The 17,919-nt window shown below is 71.8% G+C and carries 15 protein-coding genes; 7 read left to right on the top strand and 8 right to left on the bottom strand.

Features of this window, described 5'->3' with window-relative positions; translation table 11 throughout:
* Positions 1-8: 8 nt before the first annotated feature.
* Positions 9-389, bottom strand: coding sequence for an STAS domain-containing protein (locus ACIREI_RS12375; RefSeq protein WP_403331963.1), 381 nt, complete (start codon positions 387-389; stop codon positions 9-11).
* 356 nt (positions 390-745) lie between these two features.
* Between ACIREI_RS12375 and ACIREI_RS12370 the strand changes: the two genes are divergently transcribed.
* Together ACIREI_RS12370 and ACIREI_RS12365 are read left to right on the top strand one after the other, a co-directional pair.
* Positions 746-1,330, top strand: coding sequence for a sigma-70 family RNA polymerase sigma factor (locus ACIREI_RS12370; protein ID WP_403331018.1), 585 nt, complete (start codon positions 746-748; stop codon positions 1,328-1,330).
* A gap of 125 nt (positions 1,331-1,455) precedes the next feature.
* Positions 1,456-2,733, top strand: a complete 1,278-nt coding sequence (locus ACIREI_RS12365) for a zf-HC2 domain-containing protein (RefSeq protein ID WP_403331960.1) — start codon at positions 1,456-1,458, stop codon at positions 2,731-2,733.
* Between the two features lie 193 nt (positions 2,734-2,926).
* Here the strand turns inward: ACIREI_RS12365 and purU are convergent, their stop codons facing one another.
* Entirely contained in the window at positions 2,927-3,808 is an 882-nt protein-coding gene (purU, locus tag ACIREI_RS12360) for a formyltetrahydrofolate deformylase (RefSeq protein WP_403331015.1), read from the bottom strand.
* Positions 3,809-3,868: 60 nt separating this feature from the next.
* Positions 3,869-4,369, bottom strand: a complete 501-nt coding sequence (locus ACIREI_RS12355; protein ID WP_403331013.1) for a hypothetical protein — start codon at positions 4,367-4,369, stop codon at positions 3,869-3,871.
* 117 nt (positions 4,370-4,486) lie between these two features.
* On the opposite strand from ACIREI_RS12355, the gene ACIREI_RS12350 reads away from it, so the two are divergent.
* On the top strand, positions 4,487-5,797 hold the full coding sequence (locus ACIREI_RS12350; RefSeq protein ID WP_403331010.1) for an ABC transporter substrate-binding protein: 1,311 nt from the start codon (positions 4,487-4,489) through the stop codon (positions 5,795-5,797).
* 14 nt (positions 5,798-5,811) lie between these two features.
* Here the strand turns inward: ACIREI_RS12350 and ACIREI_RS12345 are convergent, their stop codons facing one another.
* Together ACIREI_RS12345 and ACIREI_RS12340 are read right to left on the bottom strand one after the other, a co-directional pair.
* Complete coding sequence (locus ACIREI_RS12345) at positions 5,812-7,758, bottom strand: hypothetical protein (protein ID WP_403331006.1); 1,947 nt, start codon at positions 7,756-7,758, stop codon at positions 5,812-5,814.
* A gap of 202 nt (positions 7,759-7,960) precedes the next feature.
* Entirely contained in the window at positions 7,961-9,346 is a 1,386-nt protein-coding gene (locus ACIREI_RS12340) for a transcriptional regulator (RefSeq protein WP_403331003.1), read from the bottom strand.
* Between the two features lie 316 nt (positions 9,347-9,662).
* On the opposite strand from ACIREI_RS12340, the gene ACIREI_RS12335 reads away from it, so the two are divergent.
* From ACIREI_RS12335 to ACIREI_RS12325, 3 genes are all read left to right on the top strand, one after another.
* Positions 9,663-10,325 (top strand): bifunctional DNA primase/polymerase, encoded by a 663-nt coding sequence (locus tag ACIREI_RS12335; protein WP_403331001.1) that lies wholly within the window; start codon positions 9,663-9,665, stop codon positions 10,323-10,325.
* Positions 10,326-10,447: 122 nt separating this feature from the next.
* Entirely contained in the window at positions 10,448-11,218 is a 771-nt protein-coding gene (locus ACIREI_RS12330; RefSeq protein ID WP_403330998.1) for an ABC transporter ATP-binding protein, read from the top strand.
* Positions 11,215-12,807, top strand: a complete 1,593-nt coding sequence (locus tag ACIREI_RS12325) for a transporter (RefSeq protein WP_403330995.1) — start codon at positions 11,215-11,217, stop codon at positions 12,805-12,807. The genes ACIREI_RS12330 and ACIREI_RS12325 overlap by 4 nt, the downstream gene beginning before the upstream one ends.
* A gap of 128 nt (positions 12,808-12,935) precedes the next feature.
* Here the strand turns inward: ACIREI_RS12325 and ACIREI_RS12320 are convergent, their stop codons facing one another.
* Positions 12,936-13,817, bottom strand: coding sequence for an alpha/beta fold hydrolase (locus ACIREI_RS12320; RefSeq protein ID WP_403330993.1), 882 nt, complete (start codon positions 13,815-13,817; stop codon positions 12,936-12,938).
* 658 nt (positions 13,818-14,475) lie between these two features.
* Complete coding sequence (locus tag ACIREI_RS12315; RefSeq protein ID WP_062703554.1) at positions 14,476-15,168, bottom strand: metal-dependent transcriptional regulator; 693 nt, start codon at positions 15,166-15,168, stop codon at positions 14,476-14,478.
* 460 nt (positions 15,169-15,628) lie between these two features.
* On the opposite strand from ACIREI_RS12315, the gene ACIREI_RS12310 reads away from it, so the two are divergent.
* The gene (locus tag ACIREI_RS12310) at positions 15,629-16,384 is read left to right on the top strand and encodes an SIS domain-containing protein (RefSeq protein WP_403330990.1); all 756 of its coding nucleotides are present in this window, start codon (positions 15,629-15,631) and stop codon (positions 16,382-16,384) included.
* Between the two features lie 10 nt (positions 16,385-16,394).
* On the opposite strand, the gene ACIREI_RS12305 is transcribed toward ACIREI_RS12310, so the two are convergent.
* Complete coding sequence (locus ACIREI_RS12305; RefSeq protein ID WP_403330987.1) at positions 16,395-17,882, bottom strand: PAS domain-containing protein; 1,488 nt, start codon at positions 17,880-17,882, stop codon at positions 16,395-16,397.
* Positions 17,883-17,919 lie beyond the last annotated feature (37 nt).

Here is a 17,919-nt window from a genome sequence, read left to right as displayed (position 1 = left end):
CGGAACCGTCAGGCCGACAGCGGCCGGGCGTCGTCCGCGACCGCCGCCGTGACGTCCGGGTAGACCTCGAAGAGCCTGCGCACGCCCAGTGCGCCCAGGACCCGGTTGACGTGCGACCCGTCCGCCGCGCCCTGCGCCGGCAGTATCAGCCGCAGGCTGCCCTGGCAGGAGCGGATCAGGCGGCGGGCGGCGATGAGGACGCCGACGCCGCTGGAGTCGCAGAACATGACCTCGGAGAGGTCGAGCACGAGGCTGTGGCGCCCCTCGGCCACCACGTCATGGATGTGCTGGCGCATCACCGGCGAGGTCACCAGATCCAGCTCGCCGGACACCTGGAGCACAGCCCAGTCGCCTCGCTCGCCACCGGTCACTTTCAACGTCACCACCACGCCCCTCGCCGGCCGAAACGGAAGCGACACCTACGCTTCCTTGCAGCGCGGCTGCCCAGCGGCTGTTCCCTGAAACACCCTCCCGAAAACGGTCACCGATCAGAAGAGGCTTGTTTCAATCGCATTCGATCCTGTTCGATCGGTTCCGATCGCACGATGGCCGGGTAACCGAGCGACTGCAAGGCCGACCGGACGGGACGGACAGAACAGACAGAACAACGTCCACTACCACCCACTGCTCGCCGAGGGGCGCACAATGCGACAAAGGGGCGTGCGCTGTCAGACGTGCCGACTACATTCGGGGAGAAGGTGGACGCACGCTGGACAGGGACGGACGGACCGGTGAGGGGGGCCGCATGGCGAAGAAGGACGCACCGCCCCGCTGGGACCGCAAGATGCAGCAGCGGCTCGCCCGTGGCGAGGCGGCCGCCCTCGGCGAGCTCTACGACCGGTTCGCCTCGCTCGTGCACGGCCTCGCCCACACCGTGCTGGGCGACGAGCGCGCTGCCGACCGCGTCACCCGCGACGTCTTCGCGCACGTCTGGGAGCACTCGGACACCTACGACCCCAAGCAGGAGCCGCTGCGTTCCTGGGTCGCCACGCTGACCCACCGCCTCGCCGTGCAGCGGCTGCGCGACACCGAGACCGCCGCCCTCGTCCGGGCCGGCCAGGGCTGCACCGCCGAGCTGGAGCGCAAGGTGCGCCACGCCTCGGTCGCCGCCCGCGCCGACTACATCGTCCAGTCCATGCCCGTCCCGCTGCGCGCCGCACTGGAGCTGGCCTACTTCCAGCGCCGTGACTACCGCCAGACCGCCGCCGACCTCGGCGTCACCGAGGACGAGGCCCGCCGCCGCCTCCGCCTGGGCCTGCAGCTGCTGTCCACGGCCCACGACGCGGGAGCCGCCCCGGGGGCACCGCCCGGCTACGGGGGTGCGGTGTGAACGAGGCGGAGCGGTACCCCCACGAGGACCATGACCAGGATCACGACCCGGCCCAGGCCCAGGACGAGCACGCCCGGAACAAGGAGGAGAGCGGCTCCGCGGACACCACCCGCGCGGCCGGCGGCATGAACAGCGGCAACGGCGACGACCAGCACCCCACCCCCGAGCCGAGCCCGGACCAGCCGCCCCGCATACCGCTCCCCCGCGCCTCCGTCGAGGACACCGGACGCCCCCTGCCCGCCCTGGAGGCCCTCGGCGACCTGGCACCGCGCCCGGCCCCGCTCGTCCTCGAACACCGTGTCCTGAAGTCGCTCCTCGGAGCGTGGGCGCTGGCCGCCTGCTCGGCGGAGGAGACGGCGGCCGTCGAGGAGCACCTCGGCGACTGCGGCTCCTGCGCGGACGAGGCGCGGCGGCTGCGCGAGGCCGTGGGCCTGCTGCACCCCGCCGAGTCCCTCGACCCGGACCCCTCCCTGCGCGCCCGCGTCATCGAGGGCTGCCTGGAGCGGCGCCCGCCGCGCATCCCGGTGCCCGAGTGGGCGACGCCGTACGACGCCGAGACGGCCCGCCTCGACGCCCTGCTGCAGGACTTCGGGGACGCCGAGTGGCACGCGCCCGTGCGGCTGCGGTGGTTCCGCAAGGACGAGCCGACGAGCCGTCGTACGACCGTCGCCGGGGTCATCGCCCACCTGCTGACGGTCGACGGGCTGGTGGCGGTGGCGCTGGGCCTTCAGGACCCGCTGGGCGACGTGGCCGCGGACCGGCCGACCCCGTCCGCGCGCACCGAGGCGTACTGGCGCGCCTCGCACTTCCCGCCGACGCGGGCCGTGCGGGCCCCCTGGCGGGAACAGACCCACGACCTGGTCCGCACGGTGTCCTTCACGGGCGGCGGCACGGGTCGGCTGTCCGTCCCGTACGGCGACTTCGAGCTGGCGCTGCGCGACGCGATGCTGGACCGCGCCTTCGAGTGCTGGGTGCACGCCGAGGACATCGCCGAGGCGGTGGACTACCCGTACGAGCCGCCGTCCGGCCGTGATCTGCACCCCATGGTCGACCTGGCGGCCCGCATGCTCCCCACGGTCCTGGCGGCCCGTCGCCGCGCCGGCCTGGCGGCGCCGCCGCCTCCCGGCCCGCACCGCCGTCTTGTGCCTGCCGGCGAGCCGGGGCGCAGCCTGCGCCTGGAGATCGAGGGCTCGGGCGGTGGGGAGTGGCTGATTCCCCTCGACTCCCCGGCGGCCATGGGCTCCGCCGAGCATGAGGTGGCCCATGTCGCCCTGGACGGCGCGGAGTTCTGCCGGCTGGCCGCGGGCCACGTGTCTCCTGCGGAGGCCGCGGCGGGGCAGGTGGGTGACCGGGAGGCGATCAGGGATGTGCTGTTCGCTGCGGCGAGCTTGAGCCGGATGTAGGGGCGGGTTGAGGGTTCGCGGGCGGCTGCGGGTGGGTGGGGGCCGTTCGCGCAGTTCCCCGCGCCCCTTGAGTACGTGCGCCGGACGCACCTTCAGGGGCGCGGGACTGTATCGATTTGCGGCTCCGCCGCGTGGGCGCGAGCGACCACGAGCCAGCCGCCGCAGCCGCCCTCAAACAGATGGACCCGAGCTGCTAGGCGAACACGACCGTCCGCCGCCCGTTCAGCAGAATCCGCCGCTCTGCATGCCACTTCACCGCGCGAGCCAGCGCCTGGCACTCCACATCGCGTCCGATCGCGACCAGCTGGTCCGGCGTGACGTCATGCCCGACCCGCTCGACCTCCTGCTCGATGATCGGCCCCTCGTCCAGGTCCGCCGTCACATAGTGCGCCGTCGCCCCGATCAGCTTCACACCGCGCGTATGCGCCTGGTGATACGGCTTCGCACCCTTGAAGCTCGGTAGGAACGAGTGGTGGATGTTGATGATCCGCCCGCTGAGCGCCTTGCACAGATCGTCGGAGAGCACCTGCATGTACCGCGCGAGAACGACCAGCTCCACGCCCTGCTCCCGGACGATCTCCAGCAGCTGGGCCTCCGCCTCGGGCTTGTTGTCCCTGGTCACCGGAATGTGGTGGAAGGGGATGTCGTACGACCCCACAAGCTCGGCGAAGTCGGTGTGGTTGGACACCACGGCGGCGATCTCCACGGGAAGCGCCCCGATCCTGGCGCGGAACAACAGGTCGTTCAGGCAGTGCCCGAACTTGCTGACCATCAGCACGACCCGCATCTTCTCCTCGGCCCGATGGATCTGCCAGTCCATCTGGAAGGAGTCCCCGATCGCCGCGAAGCTCGCCCGCAGCTTGTCCACCGTCACCGGCGCCTCCGCCGAGAAGTGGACGCGCATGAAGAACAGTCCCGTGTCGTGGTCACCGAACTGCTGGCTGTCCTCGATGTTGCAGCCGGTCATGAAGAGGTAGCTCGACACGGCGTGCACGATGCCCTGCTTGTCGGGGCAGGACAGGATGAGGACGTACTGCTCGGCGGGGACCGCGGCTCGGGTGGACTGCTCGTTCATGCAGCACAGGGTCCCATATCCGGGGCCCGCCGTGGACGGTCGTCCCGTTACCCGGACCGCTTACGCGGACCGCGTCATGATCCGCAGCACCTCGAGCGTGCGGGGCGCGGCGTCCGGGTCCTCGCCGTCGGCCATGGCCATCCGGACGTGCGCGTCCCGCGCCGCCCGCACCGCCTCCGGCCAGCCCTGGTGCTCCATGTACGCGGAGACCGGCGCGTCCGGGCCGACCTGGTGCATGATCCGCAGCACCCGCAGCACGGCGGTGTCGACGAGAGCCGCCTCCTGCGAGTCCCGGAATATCGTGCCGACGTACTTCTCGGCGGACCAGTTGTCCAGCCAGGTGTCCTCGACGAGGCGGTACACGGCGTCGGTGACGTCGCCGTATCCGTCGACACCGGCGAGCCAGACGTCCCGCTGGAACGTCTGGTCGGAGAGCATGTGCAGCGCGGAGCGCACATTGCTGCGCCAGCGCCACCACGGCATGTCGTTCAGTGGCATGCCGCCCATGGTGGAGGAGCGACGGCCGCGACGGGAAGAGTTCTCCGAACCTTGCACGGTCATCGATCGTACGTTCCCGGTCACACACACCCCGCCAACCCCCGCAATTCACCTTCTCGTCACCGTGTGATAACCAAGGGGCGCGCCACGGTTTGTTGTGTGGCGGAATCGTGCGGAACCATGACCGGCAGGCGACGCACCCCCAGCACCGTCCTCCCCATGACCACCAAGCCGTTCGGCAAAGCAACCGCTCGTTCGGCGGCGGCAGTGGTGGCGTGTGCGTCGCTCGCCGTCGGATGCGGGGTCGTCCCCGGTACCGCGGGGGGTTCCGGGGACGACTCGATCACCGTCATGACCTGGGCGCCGGAGAACACCAAGGCGACCAACAAGCCCGGCATGCCGGCCTTCGCACAGGCGTACGCCCGCTGGGTCAACGCCCACGGCGGCCTCGGCGGCCGCGAGCTGAAGGTCCTCACCTGCAACGACCACAACGACAGCGTGTCCGCGGCGAAGTGCGCCGACCGCGCCGTCGAGGAGAACGTCGTCGCGGTCATCGGCTCCTACAGCCAGTACGGCGACACCTTCCTGCCCTCACTGGAGGGCGCCGGCATCCCCTACATCGGCGGCTACGGCATCACCAACGCCGAGTTCACCAGCCCGCTCTCCTACCCCGTCAACGGCGGCCAGCCCACCCTCCTGGCGGGCCTCGGCAAGGAACTGGCCCGCACCTGCGGCCCCGTCGCGCTGGTGCGCCCCGACAACATCGCGGGCGACGAGCTGCCGCCCCTGCTCGACTCGGGCCTGAAGGCGGGCGGGCACCGGGCCGCGGGCGACCAGCTGGCCGAGGAGGACGCCACGGAGTACGGCAGCCAGTCGACGCGGGCGCTCGAGTACGCCACCGACGACCCGACGGATACCGGCTGCGTAGTGCCTGCGCTCGGCGACCGCACCACCACCTTCATGGACTCCTTCCGGCGCTCCCGCGAGGACTATCCCGACGTGCGCACCGCCACCGTCCTCGGCAGCGTCGACCAGACCGTGATCAACGCGGGCGGCGGGGCGTCGGGACCCTACGAGGGGTCGTACATCACCGGCTGGTATCCGGTCGCGAGCGATCCGCGCTGGGACTCGATGAAGAAGGTGATCAGCGAGCAGGCCTTCGGCGACAACCGCATCGACCCCGCGGACGCCGGAGTGCAGACGACCTGGATCGCGTACACGGTGTTCAAGAAGGTCGTCGAGTCGCTGGGCGACGACGAGGTGACCGCCGCTTCCGTGCGGGAGGCTCTGGACGACGGCCTGAAGGTCTCCACGGGCGGCCTCACGCCGACCCTCCAGTGGAAGTTCCAGGACGTCCTGGCCGCCGTCGGCTTCCCCCGGCTGGTCAACCGCGAGGTGACCCTCCAGGTCGTACGGGACGGGCGGCTGGTGGCGGCCCGCAAGGGCTTCACCAACGTGACGAGGACGCTGCAGAGCGTCGACGTGAACTGACCGCCCGGCCCGGACTACAGCTGGGTCGGCTGGCGTTCCGTCAGGCCGTACTTCTTGGCGATGGTGTTCCACAGCTGCGCGGCCGTCTTCTTCTGCGCGCTGGCGGTGCCGCTGGCACGGTTACCGGCCTGGGTCTGGCCGGTGGAGCGGGCCTGGCCCTTCTTGCAGAGCTGCCCCTTCTTGGCCGCCACCTGGTCCGCCCACGCCGCGTAGTGGTTGTCGGCGGACGCCGACGCCTGCCACGCCTTGGTCAGCGCGGTGGTCAGGGCGGTGTGGTTCGGGAGCTGGTCGACAGTGAGCTTGGACAGGTCGGTGACCAGCTGGTTGCGCTGCTTGGCCGCGCCGCGCAGGTCCGTGGCGGCCTGGGCGAGGTTGCCGCAGGACTTCACGTCGGCCACCGCGTTGATCACGGCGGTACGGCTGTCCCCGCTGTCGGCCAGCAGCTTGTCCAGGGCGATCGCCTGCTCCTCGGCCGGATCGGCCGACGGGGAGGGAGAACCCTCGGTCGCCGGTGCCGTGGCGGAGACGGGAGTGTTGTCCTCGCCGCTGTCGTCGTCCTTGCCGCCACCGGCGAGCAGCGCGCCCGCACCGATGCCGAGCACGGCGATACCGACGCCGACGGCGGCGATGAGCGGCAGCCGAGAGCCCGTACGACCGCCACCGCGGCCTCCGCGGCCGCCGTCGTCGCCGCCCGGGCCGGGCGGGAAGTACGCCGTCTCGGGCCGGCCCTGCGGTTGCGGCTGCTGGAAGCGGGGCAGCTGCTGGGTGGCCGCGGCCGGGGGCTCACCGCCGCCCGGCTCACTGCGGAAGAGACTGTCGAAGTCGGAGAGCGGCTGCCGCTCCGCCCCGTCGGGCGACGGGCCGCCCGGCCGGCCGGGCACGGGCGGGATGTACTGCGTGGCCTCGGCGTCGGCCCCGGAAGCCGGCGGCCGCGGTCCGGCACCGCTCTGAGGAGCGGCGGCGCCTGTCTGCCGGACGCGCCCCAAAAACTGTGTGTTCTCACCGGCCACCTCGGGCGGCAAGGCCCCCGGCCCCACCGGTGGGAGGTACTGCGTCGCCCCCTCGGCGGCCGCGGGAGCGGGGGGTGCGGCGACGGGCGGTATGTAACGGGTCGCCTGGTCGTCCGCGCCCGCGGGGGCGCCGCCGACCGGCGGCATGTACTGAGTGGCGCCCTCGTCGGCCGGAGGCAGCGGGGCACCGAAGCCACCGGCACCCGCGTGCGGGAGGGGCGCGCCGGGTGCGTGGGGCGCGGCGGGCGGCAAGGGCGCGCCGGCGCCCGGGGCACCGTACTCCTCGGCGCGGGCGGGCGGCAGCGGCGCCCCCGGGCCCCCCTGACCGGCGGACGGCACCGCACCATCGGCGCCAGGAGCGCCGTACGCCCCACCGGCGGGCGGCAAGGCGCCACCCGGGCCAGACGTGCCGTACGTCTGCCCACCGGCCGGCGGCAGCGGCGTCGACGGCTGACCGCCCTGCCCGTACGGCGGCTGCGGCGCGGGCATCGGTGAACCGGCCGGCGCGCCATGGCCGTACGACGGAGTGCCCGGCGCGGGGTGCGTGCCCCCGCCGTACGACTCGCCCGCCGGCGGCAGCGGCTGGGACGGCGCGCCCGCGGCGGCGTCCGGTGCCGCGCCCCACTGGGCCGACGGCGACTGGTGGGGCTGTTCCTGCCCGCCCCAGGACTGGCCGGGCGGCGTCCCCCAGGGCTGGCCCGGCGCGGCCGGCGGCGGGGTCGGGGGCTGGTACTGGTTCTGGTCGGGCCCCCAGGGGGTGCCCCAGGCCTGGCCGCCCGGCGGTGCCGAGGGCGCGGGCTGGGTCGGCGGCGTGGCCGGTACCGAGGTCGGCCGGCCGCCCTGCCCGCCCGTCATGCCCGGCAGCAGCGGCTCACCACCGTCGGAGGGCAGCACGATGCCTTCGCGCGCGGGCCGCGCCGAGGGCTCCTCGCCCTGTCCACTCTGCGTCACCGGGACTCCTACTAATGGGGGACCTTGTGAATCGTCGGCTCACGCTACCGGCTCCGCCGATCCCCGTGCTACGCAGCCCGGGACGTGACCTGCGTCCCTGTGACCGCCGTAACAGTCCCGGTCCCCCATCCGCTATATACGCCCTCCTTGGCCCACCGGCGCCTTCATTTCCCTGTCGTTCACGCCCTCGTACCCCGTGGTTTCACGCCGCCGCCTGCAGGTCCAGCCGCGCCCCGAAGTCCCTTACCACCGGCTCCTCCCGGTACGGCTCCAGCCGCTGCTGGAAGTCCTCCAGATACTCGGCGCCCCGGTTGGAACGCAGGGTCTCCAGGAGTTCCACGGCCTTCAGCCCGGTGTGGCAGGCCTGTTCGATCTCACGCTGCTGCACCTGCGCTGTGGCGAGCAGCACATAACCGATCGCCCGGCGTCGCGCCTTCGTCTCGGGGAGCCCGGCGAGCGACTCCTCCGCCCGCCGCGCCGCCGCCTCGGCCTGGCCGAGGTCGCGGTGGCAGTGCGCCAACTCGTCGGCCAGATAGGCCTCGTCGAAGTGCGCGATCCACGCCGGGTCGTCCCCGGACTCCGGATCCGCCGTCTCCAGCGCGGTCACGGCCCGCCCCGACGCCACCTGCGCGGCCCGCGCGTCGCCCATCAACGCGTGCCCGCGCGCCTCGGCCGCGTAGAACATCGACTCCGCGCGCGGGGTCACGCGCCCACGCGCCCCCTCCTGCGCCGCCCGGGCCAACTGCGCGATCTCCCGCGGGTTCCCGAGCTGCGCGGCGAGGTGGCTCATGGAGGCGGCCAGCACATACCCGCCGTAGCCCCGGTCTCCCGCCGCCTGCGCGAGCCGCAGCGCCTGGATGTAGTACCGCTGCGCGAGCCCCGGCTGCCCGGTGTCGATCGCCATGTACCCGGCGAGCTCGGTCAACCGCGCGACGGCCGCGAAGAGTTCCCGCCCGACCGCCTCCCGGTACGACCCGGCCAGCAGCCCGGAGACGACACTGTTCAGGTAGTGCACGACGACCGGGCGCACATGCCCGCTGCCGTACTGGTGATCAAGGTCTACGAGCGCCTGCGTCATCGCGCGCACGGCCGCCACGTCGGACTGCCCCACCCGCGGCCCCGCCGAGCGCGCCACCTGCGAGTCGGGCGACGAGATCAGCCAGTCGCGGCTGGGCTCGACCAGCGCGGACGCGGCGACGGACGAGCCGGACAGGAAGTCCCGCCGCCCGACGTCGCTGCGCCACAGCTCGCAGACCTGCTCGATGGCCCCCAGTACAGTCGGCGAGAACTGGAGACCGACGCCGGACGCGAGATTCTTGCCGTTGGCCATGCCGATCTCGTCGATCGTGACCGTACGGCCCAGCTTGCGGCCGAGCGCCTCCGCGATGATCGCCGGCGCCCGCCCCCGCGGCTGCTGTCCGCGTAGCCAACGCGCCACGGACGTCTTGTCGTAGCGCAGATCGAGGCCGTGTTCGGCGCCGCACATGTTGACCCGGCGGGCCAGCCCTGCGTTCGAGCAGCCCGCTTCCTGAATGAGTGCCTGCAGCCGTTCGTTCGGCTGTCGCGCTACGAGAGGCCTTGCGGCCATGGCGTACCCCCTGTGGCTGCGGTGCCTGCCCACGCACCGAGTTGACGTTCTTCCACCGCCGGATCCGGCCCGGTTCACTGGATGTGCACCGCACGGTTCCGGCCGTGAAGATCAATGCCCCGTCGGCATACCGAAAATGCGAGGCTTGCGAGGATTGCCGGGGTAAAGGCGGAAGCCGACCCCACAGGTGGTTACCCAGCTCGGACCACCGTTCCTCCCACGCGCCCCCACACGTGCACCCATGCGCCCCAGATGAGGAATCGATGCTCCTCCCCCGCGCGCGCTCCGGCCGTAACCCGAGGTGGGCGCGGGAGTTGTGTTCAGCGTGGAAGAGACGATCCCGGCCACCGAAGCCGCACAGATTCCCAAGCAGCGCGGCGAAACGCTGCTGGAGACCGCCGTTCGCTACGCCGAGGAGCGCCACTGGGACGTGTTCCCGGGGACCTGGCTGGAAGCCGTCGAGGGTGTGCAGCTGTGCTCCTGTGGCGACAGCGCGTGCCCCGCGCCCGGCGCGCACGCCGCACGCCCCGACTGGGCGACACAGGCGACGGGAAGCGCGACGGTAGCGCGACGGATGTGGCAGAAGCAGCCGAACGCGTCGATCCTGCTGCCGACGGGGCGGACCTTCGATGCGATTTCCGTCCCGGAGACGGCCGGGTTTCTCGCGCTGGCCCGTATGGAGCGGATGGAACTGACGCTGGGGCCGGTGACGTTGACGCCGGACCGGCGGATGCACTTCTTCGTGTTGCCGGGTGCGTCGGTGAAGGTTCCCGAGCTGGTGCGCAAGCTGGGCTGGTCGATCGGGTCGCTGGACATGGTCGCGCTCGGGGAGGGGGCGTATGTCGCCGGGCCTCCTACGCGGTTCGGGTCGCGGGGGGCTGTGCAGTGGGCCTGTCGGCCTACGCCGGCCAATCGGTGGTTGCCGGATGCGGAGGAGTTGATCTCGCCGCTCGCGTATGCCTGCGGCAGGGATCGTTAAGGGCGCCTTCTCGTCTGCCGGGTTCGGTTGATCGGCGGCTGCGGGCTTGTTCGTGGCTGGTCGCGCCCACGCGGCGGAGCCGCATATTGGATACAGCCCCGCGCCCCTTAGGGTTGGCATCCATGACGTCGGCCGTAGTTGTGCGCGGGGTTTGGAAGCGGTTCGGGCAGCAGGTTGCTGTTGCTGGGATCGATCTGGAGTTGCCTGCAGGCAAGTTCATCGGGCTTGTCGGCCCGAACGGAGCCGGGAAGACCACCACCCTCTCCATGGTGACCGGACTGCTGCGGCCCGATCAGGGGTCCGTTGAAGTCGTCGGGCACGACGTGTGGCGCGACCCCGTCGAGGTGAAGGCGCGAATCGGGGTGCTGCCGGAAGGGCTTCGGCTCTTCGAGCGGCTCTCCGGACGGGAACTGCTCGCGTACTCGGGGCGGTTGCGCGGGCTTCCCGGGGCCGAGGTCGACAAGCGGGCCACCCAGTTGCTCGACGTACTCGATCTGGCGGGGGCCCAGCACAAGCTGGTCGTCGACTACTCGACCGGCATGCGCAAGAAGATCGGGCTGGCGGCCGCGCTGCTGCACAATCCCGAAGTGCTGTTCCTGGACGAGCCGTTCGAGGGCGTCGACCCCGTCTCCGCCCAGACCATCCGGGGCGTCCTGGAGCGCTACACCGCCTCCGGCGCGACCGTCGTCTTCTCCTCCCATGTCATGGAGCTCGTCGAGTCGCTGTGCGACTGGGTCGCCGTCATGGCAGCCGGACGCATCCGCGCCCACGGCCCCCTCGCCGAGGTGCGCGGAGAGGCGGCCTCGCTGCAGCAGGCGTTCCTCGAACTCGTCGGCGCGAACGGCCGCGACGCCGGATCCGACCTCGACTGGCTGGGCGGCGGGGCGCGATGAGCACCGACGTGACGGGGGTCGTCGTACGGCTGAAGCTGTCGCTGCTCAGGAACGGGCTGCGGCAGTCCGGTGGGCGCCGGGCGGCCTACGTCGCCTCGGCCGTCCTCGTTCTCCTCTTCGCCGCGCTGCAACTCCTCGGCCTGATCATGCTGCGCGGCAACGCGCACGCGGGCTCCGTGGCCGTCCTGCTCGTCGCGGTGCTCGCGCTCGGCTGGGCCGTGATGCCGCTGTTCTTCCCCGGTGGCGACGAGACCCTGGACCCGACGCGGCTCGTCATGCTGCCGCTGCGACCGCGGCCACTGGTGCGGGCGCTGCTCGCGGCCTCACTGGTCGGCATAGGTCCGCTGTTCACGCTGTGCCTCTTCACCGGTTCGGTGATCGCGGTCGCGCGGGGCGGGGTGGCGTACGTCGTCGGGGTTGTCGGCGTCGTGCTGGCTCTGCTGGTGTGCGTGGCGCTCGCACGGGCCGTCGCCGCGGCCAACACCCGGCTGCTGACCAGCCGTAAGGGGCGCGATCTGGCGGTGCTGAGCGGGCTGGTCATCGCGGTCGGGGCGCAGGTCGTGAACTTCGGGGCGCAGCAGCTGGGTTCGTCGGGGCTCGGCCGGCTCGATCCGGTGGCGGACGTGTTGCGCTGGGTGCCGCCGGCGTCCGCGATCGCGGCGGTGGAGTCGGTGAGCGAGGGGTCCTACGGCGTCGGCGTCCTCCAACTCACCCTGACCGCATGCGCGTTGGTGGCGCTGATCGCCGTATGGTCACGGCACCTCACCCGGCTGATGACCTCCCCCGACGGCTCCACGCTCCAGGCTGTCACCGAGGCCGCCGTACGGGAACGGACCTCGACCGGACTCGCCCGCCTGCTGCCGGCCGGCCGCACCGGCACCGTCATGCAGCGCAGTCTGCGCTACGTCTGGCGCGACCCGAAGACCAAGGCGGCCTGGGTGACCTCGCTCGCCATCGGCCTGATCGTGCCGCTGTTCAACGCCCTTCAGGACACCGGCTCGATCTACTTCGCCTGCTTCGCCGCCGGGATGCTCGGCATCCAGATGTACAACCAGTTCGGGCAGGACACGTCCGCGTTCTGGATGGTCGCGCTGACCATCTCCTCCCCCCGGGACGCCTATGTCGAGCTGCGCGGCCGAGCCCTGGCCCTCCTGCTGATCACCGTGCCGTACGCCACCCTCGTCACCGTCCTGACGACAGCACTCCTCGGCGACTGGGCCAAGCTCCCCGAGGTCCTCGGCCTGTCCTTCGCCCTCCTCGGCGCGATGCTGGCGACGGGCGCCTGGACCTCGGCCCGTTTCCCGTACTCCATCCCGCAGGAGGGCCACAAGAACGTCGCTCCCGGGCAGACGGGCCTGGCCTGGATCTCCGTCTTCGGCGGCATGATCGCGGCGGCCCTGCTGTGCGCGCCGGTCATCGCGGTGACGATCTGGCTGAACGTCAGTGAGGGCGGGGACGCGTGGAGCCGGCTGCTGCTGCCGGTGGGCGCGGCCTACGGGGCGACGGTCACGTGGCTGGGGCTGCGGCTGGCCGCACCTCGCACGGCGGCGCGTCTGCCGGAGATCTTGACGGCAGTGAGCAAAGGGTGACGGGTTCTCGTGGCGCACGGCGCCGCCCCCCAAGAGGCGCGGAGCTGTTTCGATACGCGGCTCCCCCGCGCGGGTGCGATCAACCACGAACAACCCGCAGCCGCCACCGTCACACAGGAGACCCGAGCTCATAGGCGCCCGGCATCACTCCGCACCGCTTCGAGAAACGGCTCGATAGCGGCGCGCCAGCCCTCGGGCTGGTCGTAATGCACCAGATGCCCGGCGTCAGCCACCTCCGCGTACTCCCCCCGAGGCAACACCCGCACCATCTCCTGCGCCTCGGCCCGCCCCAACTCCCCGTCCAACCCACGAACAACGAGCGCCGGGCACTGCACCTGCGCCAGTTCCTCCCAGTGCGCGTCGTACACCCATGTCTCCCGGGACGCGAGCATCTGGTCCGGCTCGAACACCGGCCGCCACCCGTCCTCGTACTCCCGCATCACCTCGGCGTAGAACTCCCCGCGCGCGGGATTGGGCCGCTCGACCCACGGGTCGTCCTCGCCGAACCACTTGCGCACATCGGCGAGCGTGGCGAAGGGAACGGGCCAGGCCTTGAACCAGTCCGCCCACTCCCGCTGCGAGGCCGAGCCCAGCGCGGAGGCCCGCATGTCGCAGATGATCACGCCGCGCACCAGATCGGGTCGCTTGGCGGCGAGCTGCCAGGCGGTCAGCGCGCCCATGGCGTGGCCGATGACGACGGCCGGGGCGAGGTCGAGCTGTTCGAGGGCGGCCTCCACGTCGTCGACGTACGCCTCGCGCGTGAAGGCGGCCTGCGCGGGCTGGGCGCTACGCCCGTGGCCGCGCTGGTCCAGGGCGACAGCGCGGTGCCGCTCGGAGAGCCAGCGGGCGGTGGAGGCCCAGTGCGAGGCGCGGCCCATCAGGCCGTGCAGTAACAGCACGCCGGGCATACGGTCGTGCTCCTTGGCGGGATCGGTCTTGGGTGGGTCGCCGAACTCCCAGGCCGCGAGACGTACGCCGCCTGTACCGGTCACGTCGATGCGCCGCGCCATTGATCCTGGCACCCCCCTAGCTCCGCTCGGACCGCTCGCTCCCGCTCGAGTCGGCCGATCCTGTGAACCGCGTCCTGCCTGCTGCGCCTGCCGTATCTGCCGTCGCTCACGCGAGCACCGCGTGCCACCCGCGTCGCACGCAGCGTAGATGCCTTCGCACGCGATGTGCATGTCCTGTGTGTCTGACGTGATCTTATGCGCACATTCATGAAGCGCACGTTCCGCATGACCCGTCACCCGCAGACTATCGAACCCCTATTCGAAAATGCGGTCTCTGCGGGCAACACCCCTCATTCGAGTGACCCCTCTCCAGGATTGATCGGCATCGCCGAGGGGAGATCTTCACCGGGAGGCGGACCGCTCGGGGAAAACGGTCCGAGGGGAATGACCCTGGGAGCTCGGGGCTCCGGGTCAGCACAGGGGAGGACAGGCCCCGGCGCCGCACGGCGTCGGGGCCCTCTCCACACTCACGGCACATCCTCCCGCCCCCTCCCCGGCCGGATGCATCGCCTCACGACAGCCTGGCACGCGAAACGCCCGAGCGCTCCGATTCAGCGCACTGAATCTTGGAATCGACGAGATCGACGGATCGCCACAACTCCCGCTCCAGCACCGGGAATTACACAGCAGAAACCCGAACCCGACCGCTACCGCCGGATCAGCGCTTCGCGACGAAGACATGGGAGGCGACGTCCGCCTCCAGCTCGGCCGCCTCACCACCGCTGCCCACGAGCACACCACCCGCGGACTCGGTCACACTCACCACCGACCCCGGCTGCACGCCCGCCCGGCGCAACGTGTACATCAGCTGCGCGTCGGTCTGGATCGGCTCACCGATACGGCGCACGACGACCGTCTTGCCCTCGACGCCCGGGTCCAGATCGGCCAGCGAGACCATGCCCTCGTCCAGGAACGGATCGGCACCGTCCTTCTCGCCGAGCTCCTCCAGGCCGGGGATGGGGTTGCCGTACGGCGACTCGGTCGGGTGCCGCAGCAGCTCCAGCACCCGCCGCTCCACGGCCTCACTCATCACGTGCTCCCAGCGACACGCCTCGGCGTGCACCTGCTCCCACTCCAGCCCGATCACGTCGACGAGCAGACACTCGGCCAGCCGATGCTTGCGCATGACACGGGTGGCGAGCCGCCGCCCCTCGTCCGTGAGCTCCAGGTGCCGGTCGGTCGCCACGGACACCAGTCCGTCACGCTCCATCCGCGCCACCGTCTGGCTGACGGTCGGCCCGCTCTGGTCCAGCCGCTCGGCGATCCGGGCGCGCATGGGGACCACACCTTCCTCCTCCAGCTCGAGGATGGTGCGGAGATACATCTCCGTGGTGTCGATCAGTCCGGACATACGTGCCCCTCGATTAGCTCTGCGATTAGCTCAGCCGGAAGCGAGACAGCTCCACGGCGCGTGCGCTGGCCCTGCACTCAATTCTGCCGGATACCACTGACAACCGTGCCGCGCCGCCGAAACGAGCGGCTTTCTGAGTGCGCCTGGGCGCGTACCCCCACGCACCTGCACCCGCGTACGGCGGCAAGGGGACGGGCCGGGAGGTGTCCGCCCGCAGAGTCGGGCGTCAAGAAACAGCACCTCCAGCCCAACGCCCACCGCCCGACCGAGGACGGACACCCCCCGGCCCGTCCCCGACCCACCCCCCACCCGCAGGCGCAACGCGAACCCCCACCGAACACCAACAGGCCGCCGCAGGCACCCCCGCCCAACCGCCGGAGGCACGACGCATCCACGCCGTATTGACACCACACTGGTCCAGACCGCACGGTGATCCGCAACACACCCCGGAGGAGCCCGCATGAGCGACAGCAAGCCGGCCGACCAGTTCATCGACGCCGCGATCGGCCTGCTCCAGCGAGTCCGAGCCGAGGAGGCCGAGACCATCGAGGCAGCCGGCACCCTGCTCGCCGACACCGTCGAAAGCGGCGGCCGCCTCTTCGCCTTCGGCGCCGGCCACTCCTCCCTCGCCGCCCAGGACATCGTCTACCGCGCCGGCGGCCTCGCCCTGATGAACCTGCTCACGGTCCCCGGCGTCGTAGGCGTCGACGTCATGCCCGCCACCCTCGGCTCAGCCCTGGAACGCGTGGACGGCCTCGCGAGCGCCGTCCTGGACAGCTCCCCCCTCCGCGACGGCGACGCCCTCGTGATCATCTCCCTCTCGGGCCGCAACGCCCTCCCCGTGGAGATGGCCATGAGCGCACGCGCCCTCGGCGTCAGGGTCATCGGCGTGACATCAGTGGCGTACGCCACGGAGACGGAGTCCCGCCACGCGTCGGGCACCTACCTCAAGGACCACTGCGACATCGTCCTCGACTCGAAGATCGCGATCGGTGACGCCGAGCTCACCCTCGACACGATCCCGGCCCCCTTCGCCCCCGCCTCCACGGTCGTCACCAGCGCACTCCTCCAGGCCGTCATGGCCACCACAGCCGCCACCCTGGCCGCCCGCGGCACCGAGCCCCCACTCCTGCGCTCCGGCAACGTGGACGGCGGCCACGACTGGAACCGCCGGGTGTTCGAGAAGTACGGCGACCGGATCTTCTACCGGCACTGACCCGACAGAGCTACGCAAAGCCCTCCGAACCGCTCGCCCCCGCCCCCTCCGAACCGCTCGACCCCTCCGAGCCCGAGCCCAGGACCCCCGCCAAATCCAACGCGGCAGCGATCCGCACCGCCACCCCCTCCGCGTACACCGCATCACTCCGCTCGAACGCACTCCGCCCGCCGCCCCGCAGAAACGTCACGACCCCGAGCGTGCGCCCCCGGCTCCGCAACACCGCACACAGCGCGTGCACCGTATCCGCCGGCCACTGCCGGCCCACTGCCCACGCACGCGCCTGCTCCGCCGGCACATCACCCGCATCGGCCCGCACGGACCCCGCCCGCGCCACACACCGCAACGCCGGATGACCCTCGCCGTACCGCACCGGCAACCCGGCCTCCCCGCCGAGCAGACTCGCCCCCGGCGCACCGGAGGGCGTCACCGCGATCCGAACCAGCCGCACCGGCCCCGCCGTGTCCGCGTCCAGGACCGCCCCACCCGCGACCCGGTCGATCAGCGCGTGATCGGCGAACCCGGCCAGCGCGAAGTCCAGATGGACGGTCGCCGCCTCCGCGGGGTCCTCGCACTCCGCGGCGGCCCGAGCCGCCCGATGCAGCTGATTGGCCCGGAACCGCAGCTGCGCCGCCTCCTGCTCCGCCTGCTTGGCCTCGGTCATGTCCTGGAAGAGCCAGCCCACCCCCAACGGCACCGGTTCCTCCGCGAGCGGCGAGGCCAGCCGTACGAAGCCACACCGCCAGCACCGCCGCCGCTCGCCCTCCGGCGTCCGCACGCTCACCCAGATCTCGGCCGGCGCGGGCGGCGCTCCCTCCGCCAGCACATGCGTGAGCGCGCTCTCCAGCTCCTCGACCCCCTGGGCGAGCAACTCCCCGAGCGGCCGCCCGAGCACGGACGTACGCCCGATACCCAGCGCGCGAGCCGCATGAGCGTTCACCACCGCCGGCCGCAGATCCGCGTCGACGAGCACCACGCCCCACGACGCGTCCTCGAACAGCGCCTCGCTCAACGCGATCGACCGCTCCAGATCGATCTGCACATGCACCTCGCTGAAGGCGCAGTACAGCCCCGCGGGCTTCCCGTCCGGCCCCCGCACGGCCGCCGACTGCGTCCGTACGAGGACCCGACCGCCGTCCTTGGTCAGCAGGGCGAACTCATGCACCTGCCGCCCGGGAGCCTGCATGGCGGCCATCAGCCGCCCCTCGACGTCCTGGGCATCGGCCTCACGCACGGCCCACCCGGCGAACCCGTGCCGCCCCACGGCCTCGGCCGCACTCCACCCGAGGATCCGCTCCGCCTCACGGTTCCAATGGGTGACGACCCCGTCCGCGTCGAAGGCGCACAAGGCCGCGTCCATGCCGTCCAGCAGCGCGGCCAGCAGATCCGAGCCGCCTGCGGAACCCTCCGAACCACCTGCCGAACCGTCCGGACCGTCCCGCTCGGGTTCGTCCGGCCCCAGCTCGTCGGTGGTCCCACTACGCCGGGAAGCACTCACCTGGACCCCCTGCCAAGCTGCGTCCGCACGTACGACG

Source organism: Streptomyces sp. NPDC093591 (assembly GCF_044764885.1).
In the GTDB taxonomy this organism is placed as follows: Bacteria; Actinomycetota; Actinomycetes; order Streptomycetales; family Streptomycetaceae; genus Streptomyces.
This window is presented reverse-complemented; position numbering and strand designations above follow the sequence as displayed.

Bases quoted from the DNA above. Each gene is read 5' to 3' on its own strand.
- ACIREI_RS12370 (WP_403331018.1), top strand. From the start codon at position 746: ATGGCGAAGAAGGACGCACCGCCCCGCTGGGACCGCAAGATGCAGCAG.
- ACIREI_RS12365 (WP_403331960.1), top strand. From the start codon at position 1,456: ATGAACAGCGGCAACGGCGACGACCAGCACCCCACCCCCGAGCCGAGC.
- purU (WP_403331015.1), bottom strand. From the start codon at position 3,808: ATGAACGAGCAGTCCACCCGAGCCGCGGTCCCCGCCGAGCAGTACGTC.
- ACIREI_RS12355 (WP_403331013.1), bottom strand. From the start codon at position 4,369: ATGACCGTGCAAGGTTCGGAGAACTCTTCCCGTCGCGGCCGTCGCTCC.
- ACIREI_RS12350 (WP_403331010.1), top strand. From the start codon at position 4,487: ATGACCGGCAGGCGACGCACCCCCAGCACCGTCCTCCCCATGACCACC.
- ACIREI_RS12340 (WP_403331003.1), bottom strand. From the start codon at position 9,346: ATGGCCGCAAGGCCTCTCGTAGCGCGACAGCCGAACGAACGGCTGCAG.
- ACIREI_RS12330 (WP_403330998.1), top strand. From the start codon at position 10,448: ATGACGTCGGCCGTAGTTGTGCGCGGGGTTTGGAAGCGGTTCGGGCAG.
- ACIREI_RS12325 (WP_403330995.1), top strand. From the start codon at position 11,215: ATGAGCACCGACGTGACGGGGGTCGTCGTACGGCTGAAGCTGTCGCTG.
- ACIREI_RS12320 (WP_403330993.1), bottom strand. From the start codon at position 13,817: ATGGCGCGGCGCATCGACGTGACCGGTACAGGCGGCGTACGTCTCGCG.
- ACIREI_RS12315 (WP_062703554.1), bottom strand. From the start codon at position 15,168: ATGTCCGGACTGATCGACACCACGGAGATGTATCTCCGCACCATCCTC.
- ACIREI_RS12310 (WP_403330990.1), top strand. From the start codon at position 15,629: ATGAGCGACAGCAAGCCGGCCGACCAGTTCATCGACGCCGCGATCGGC.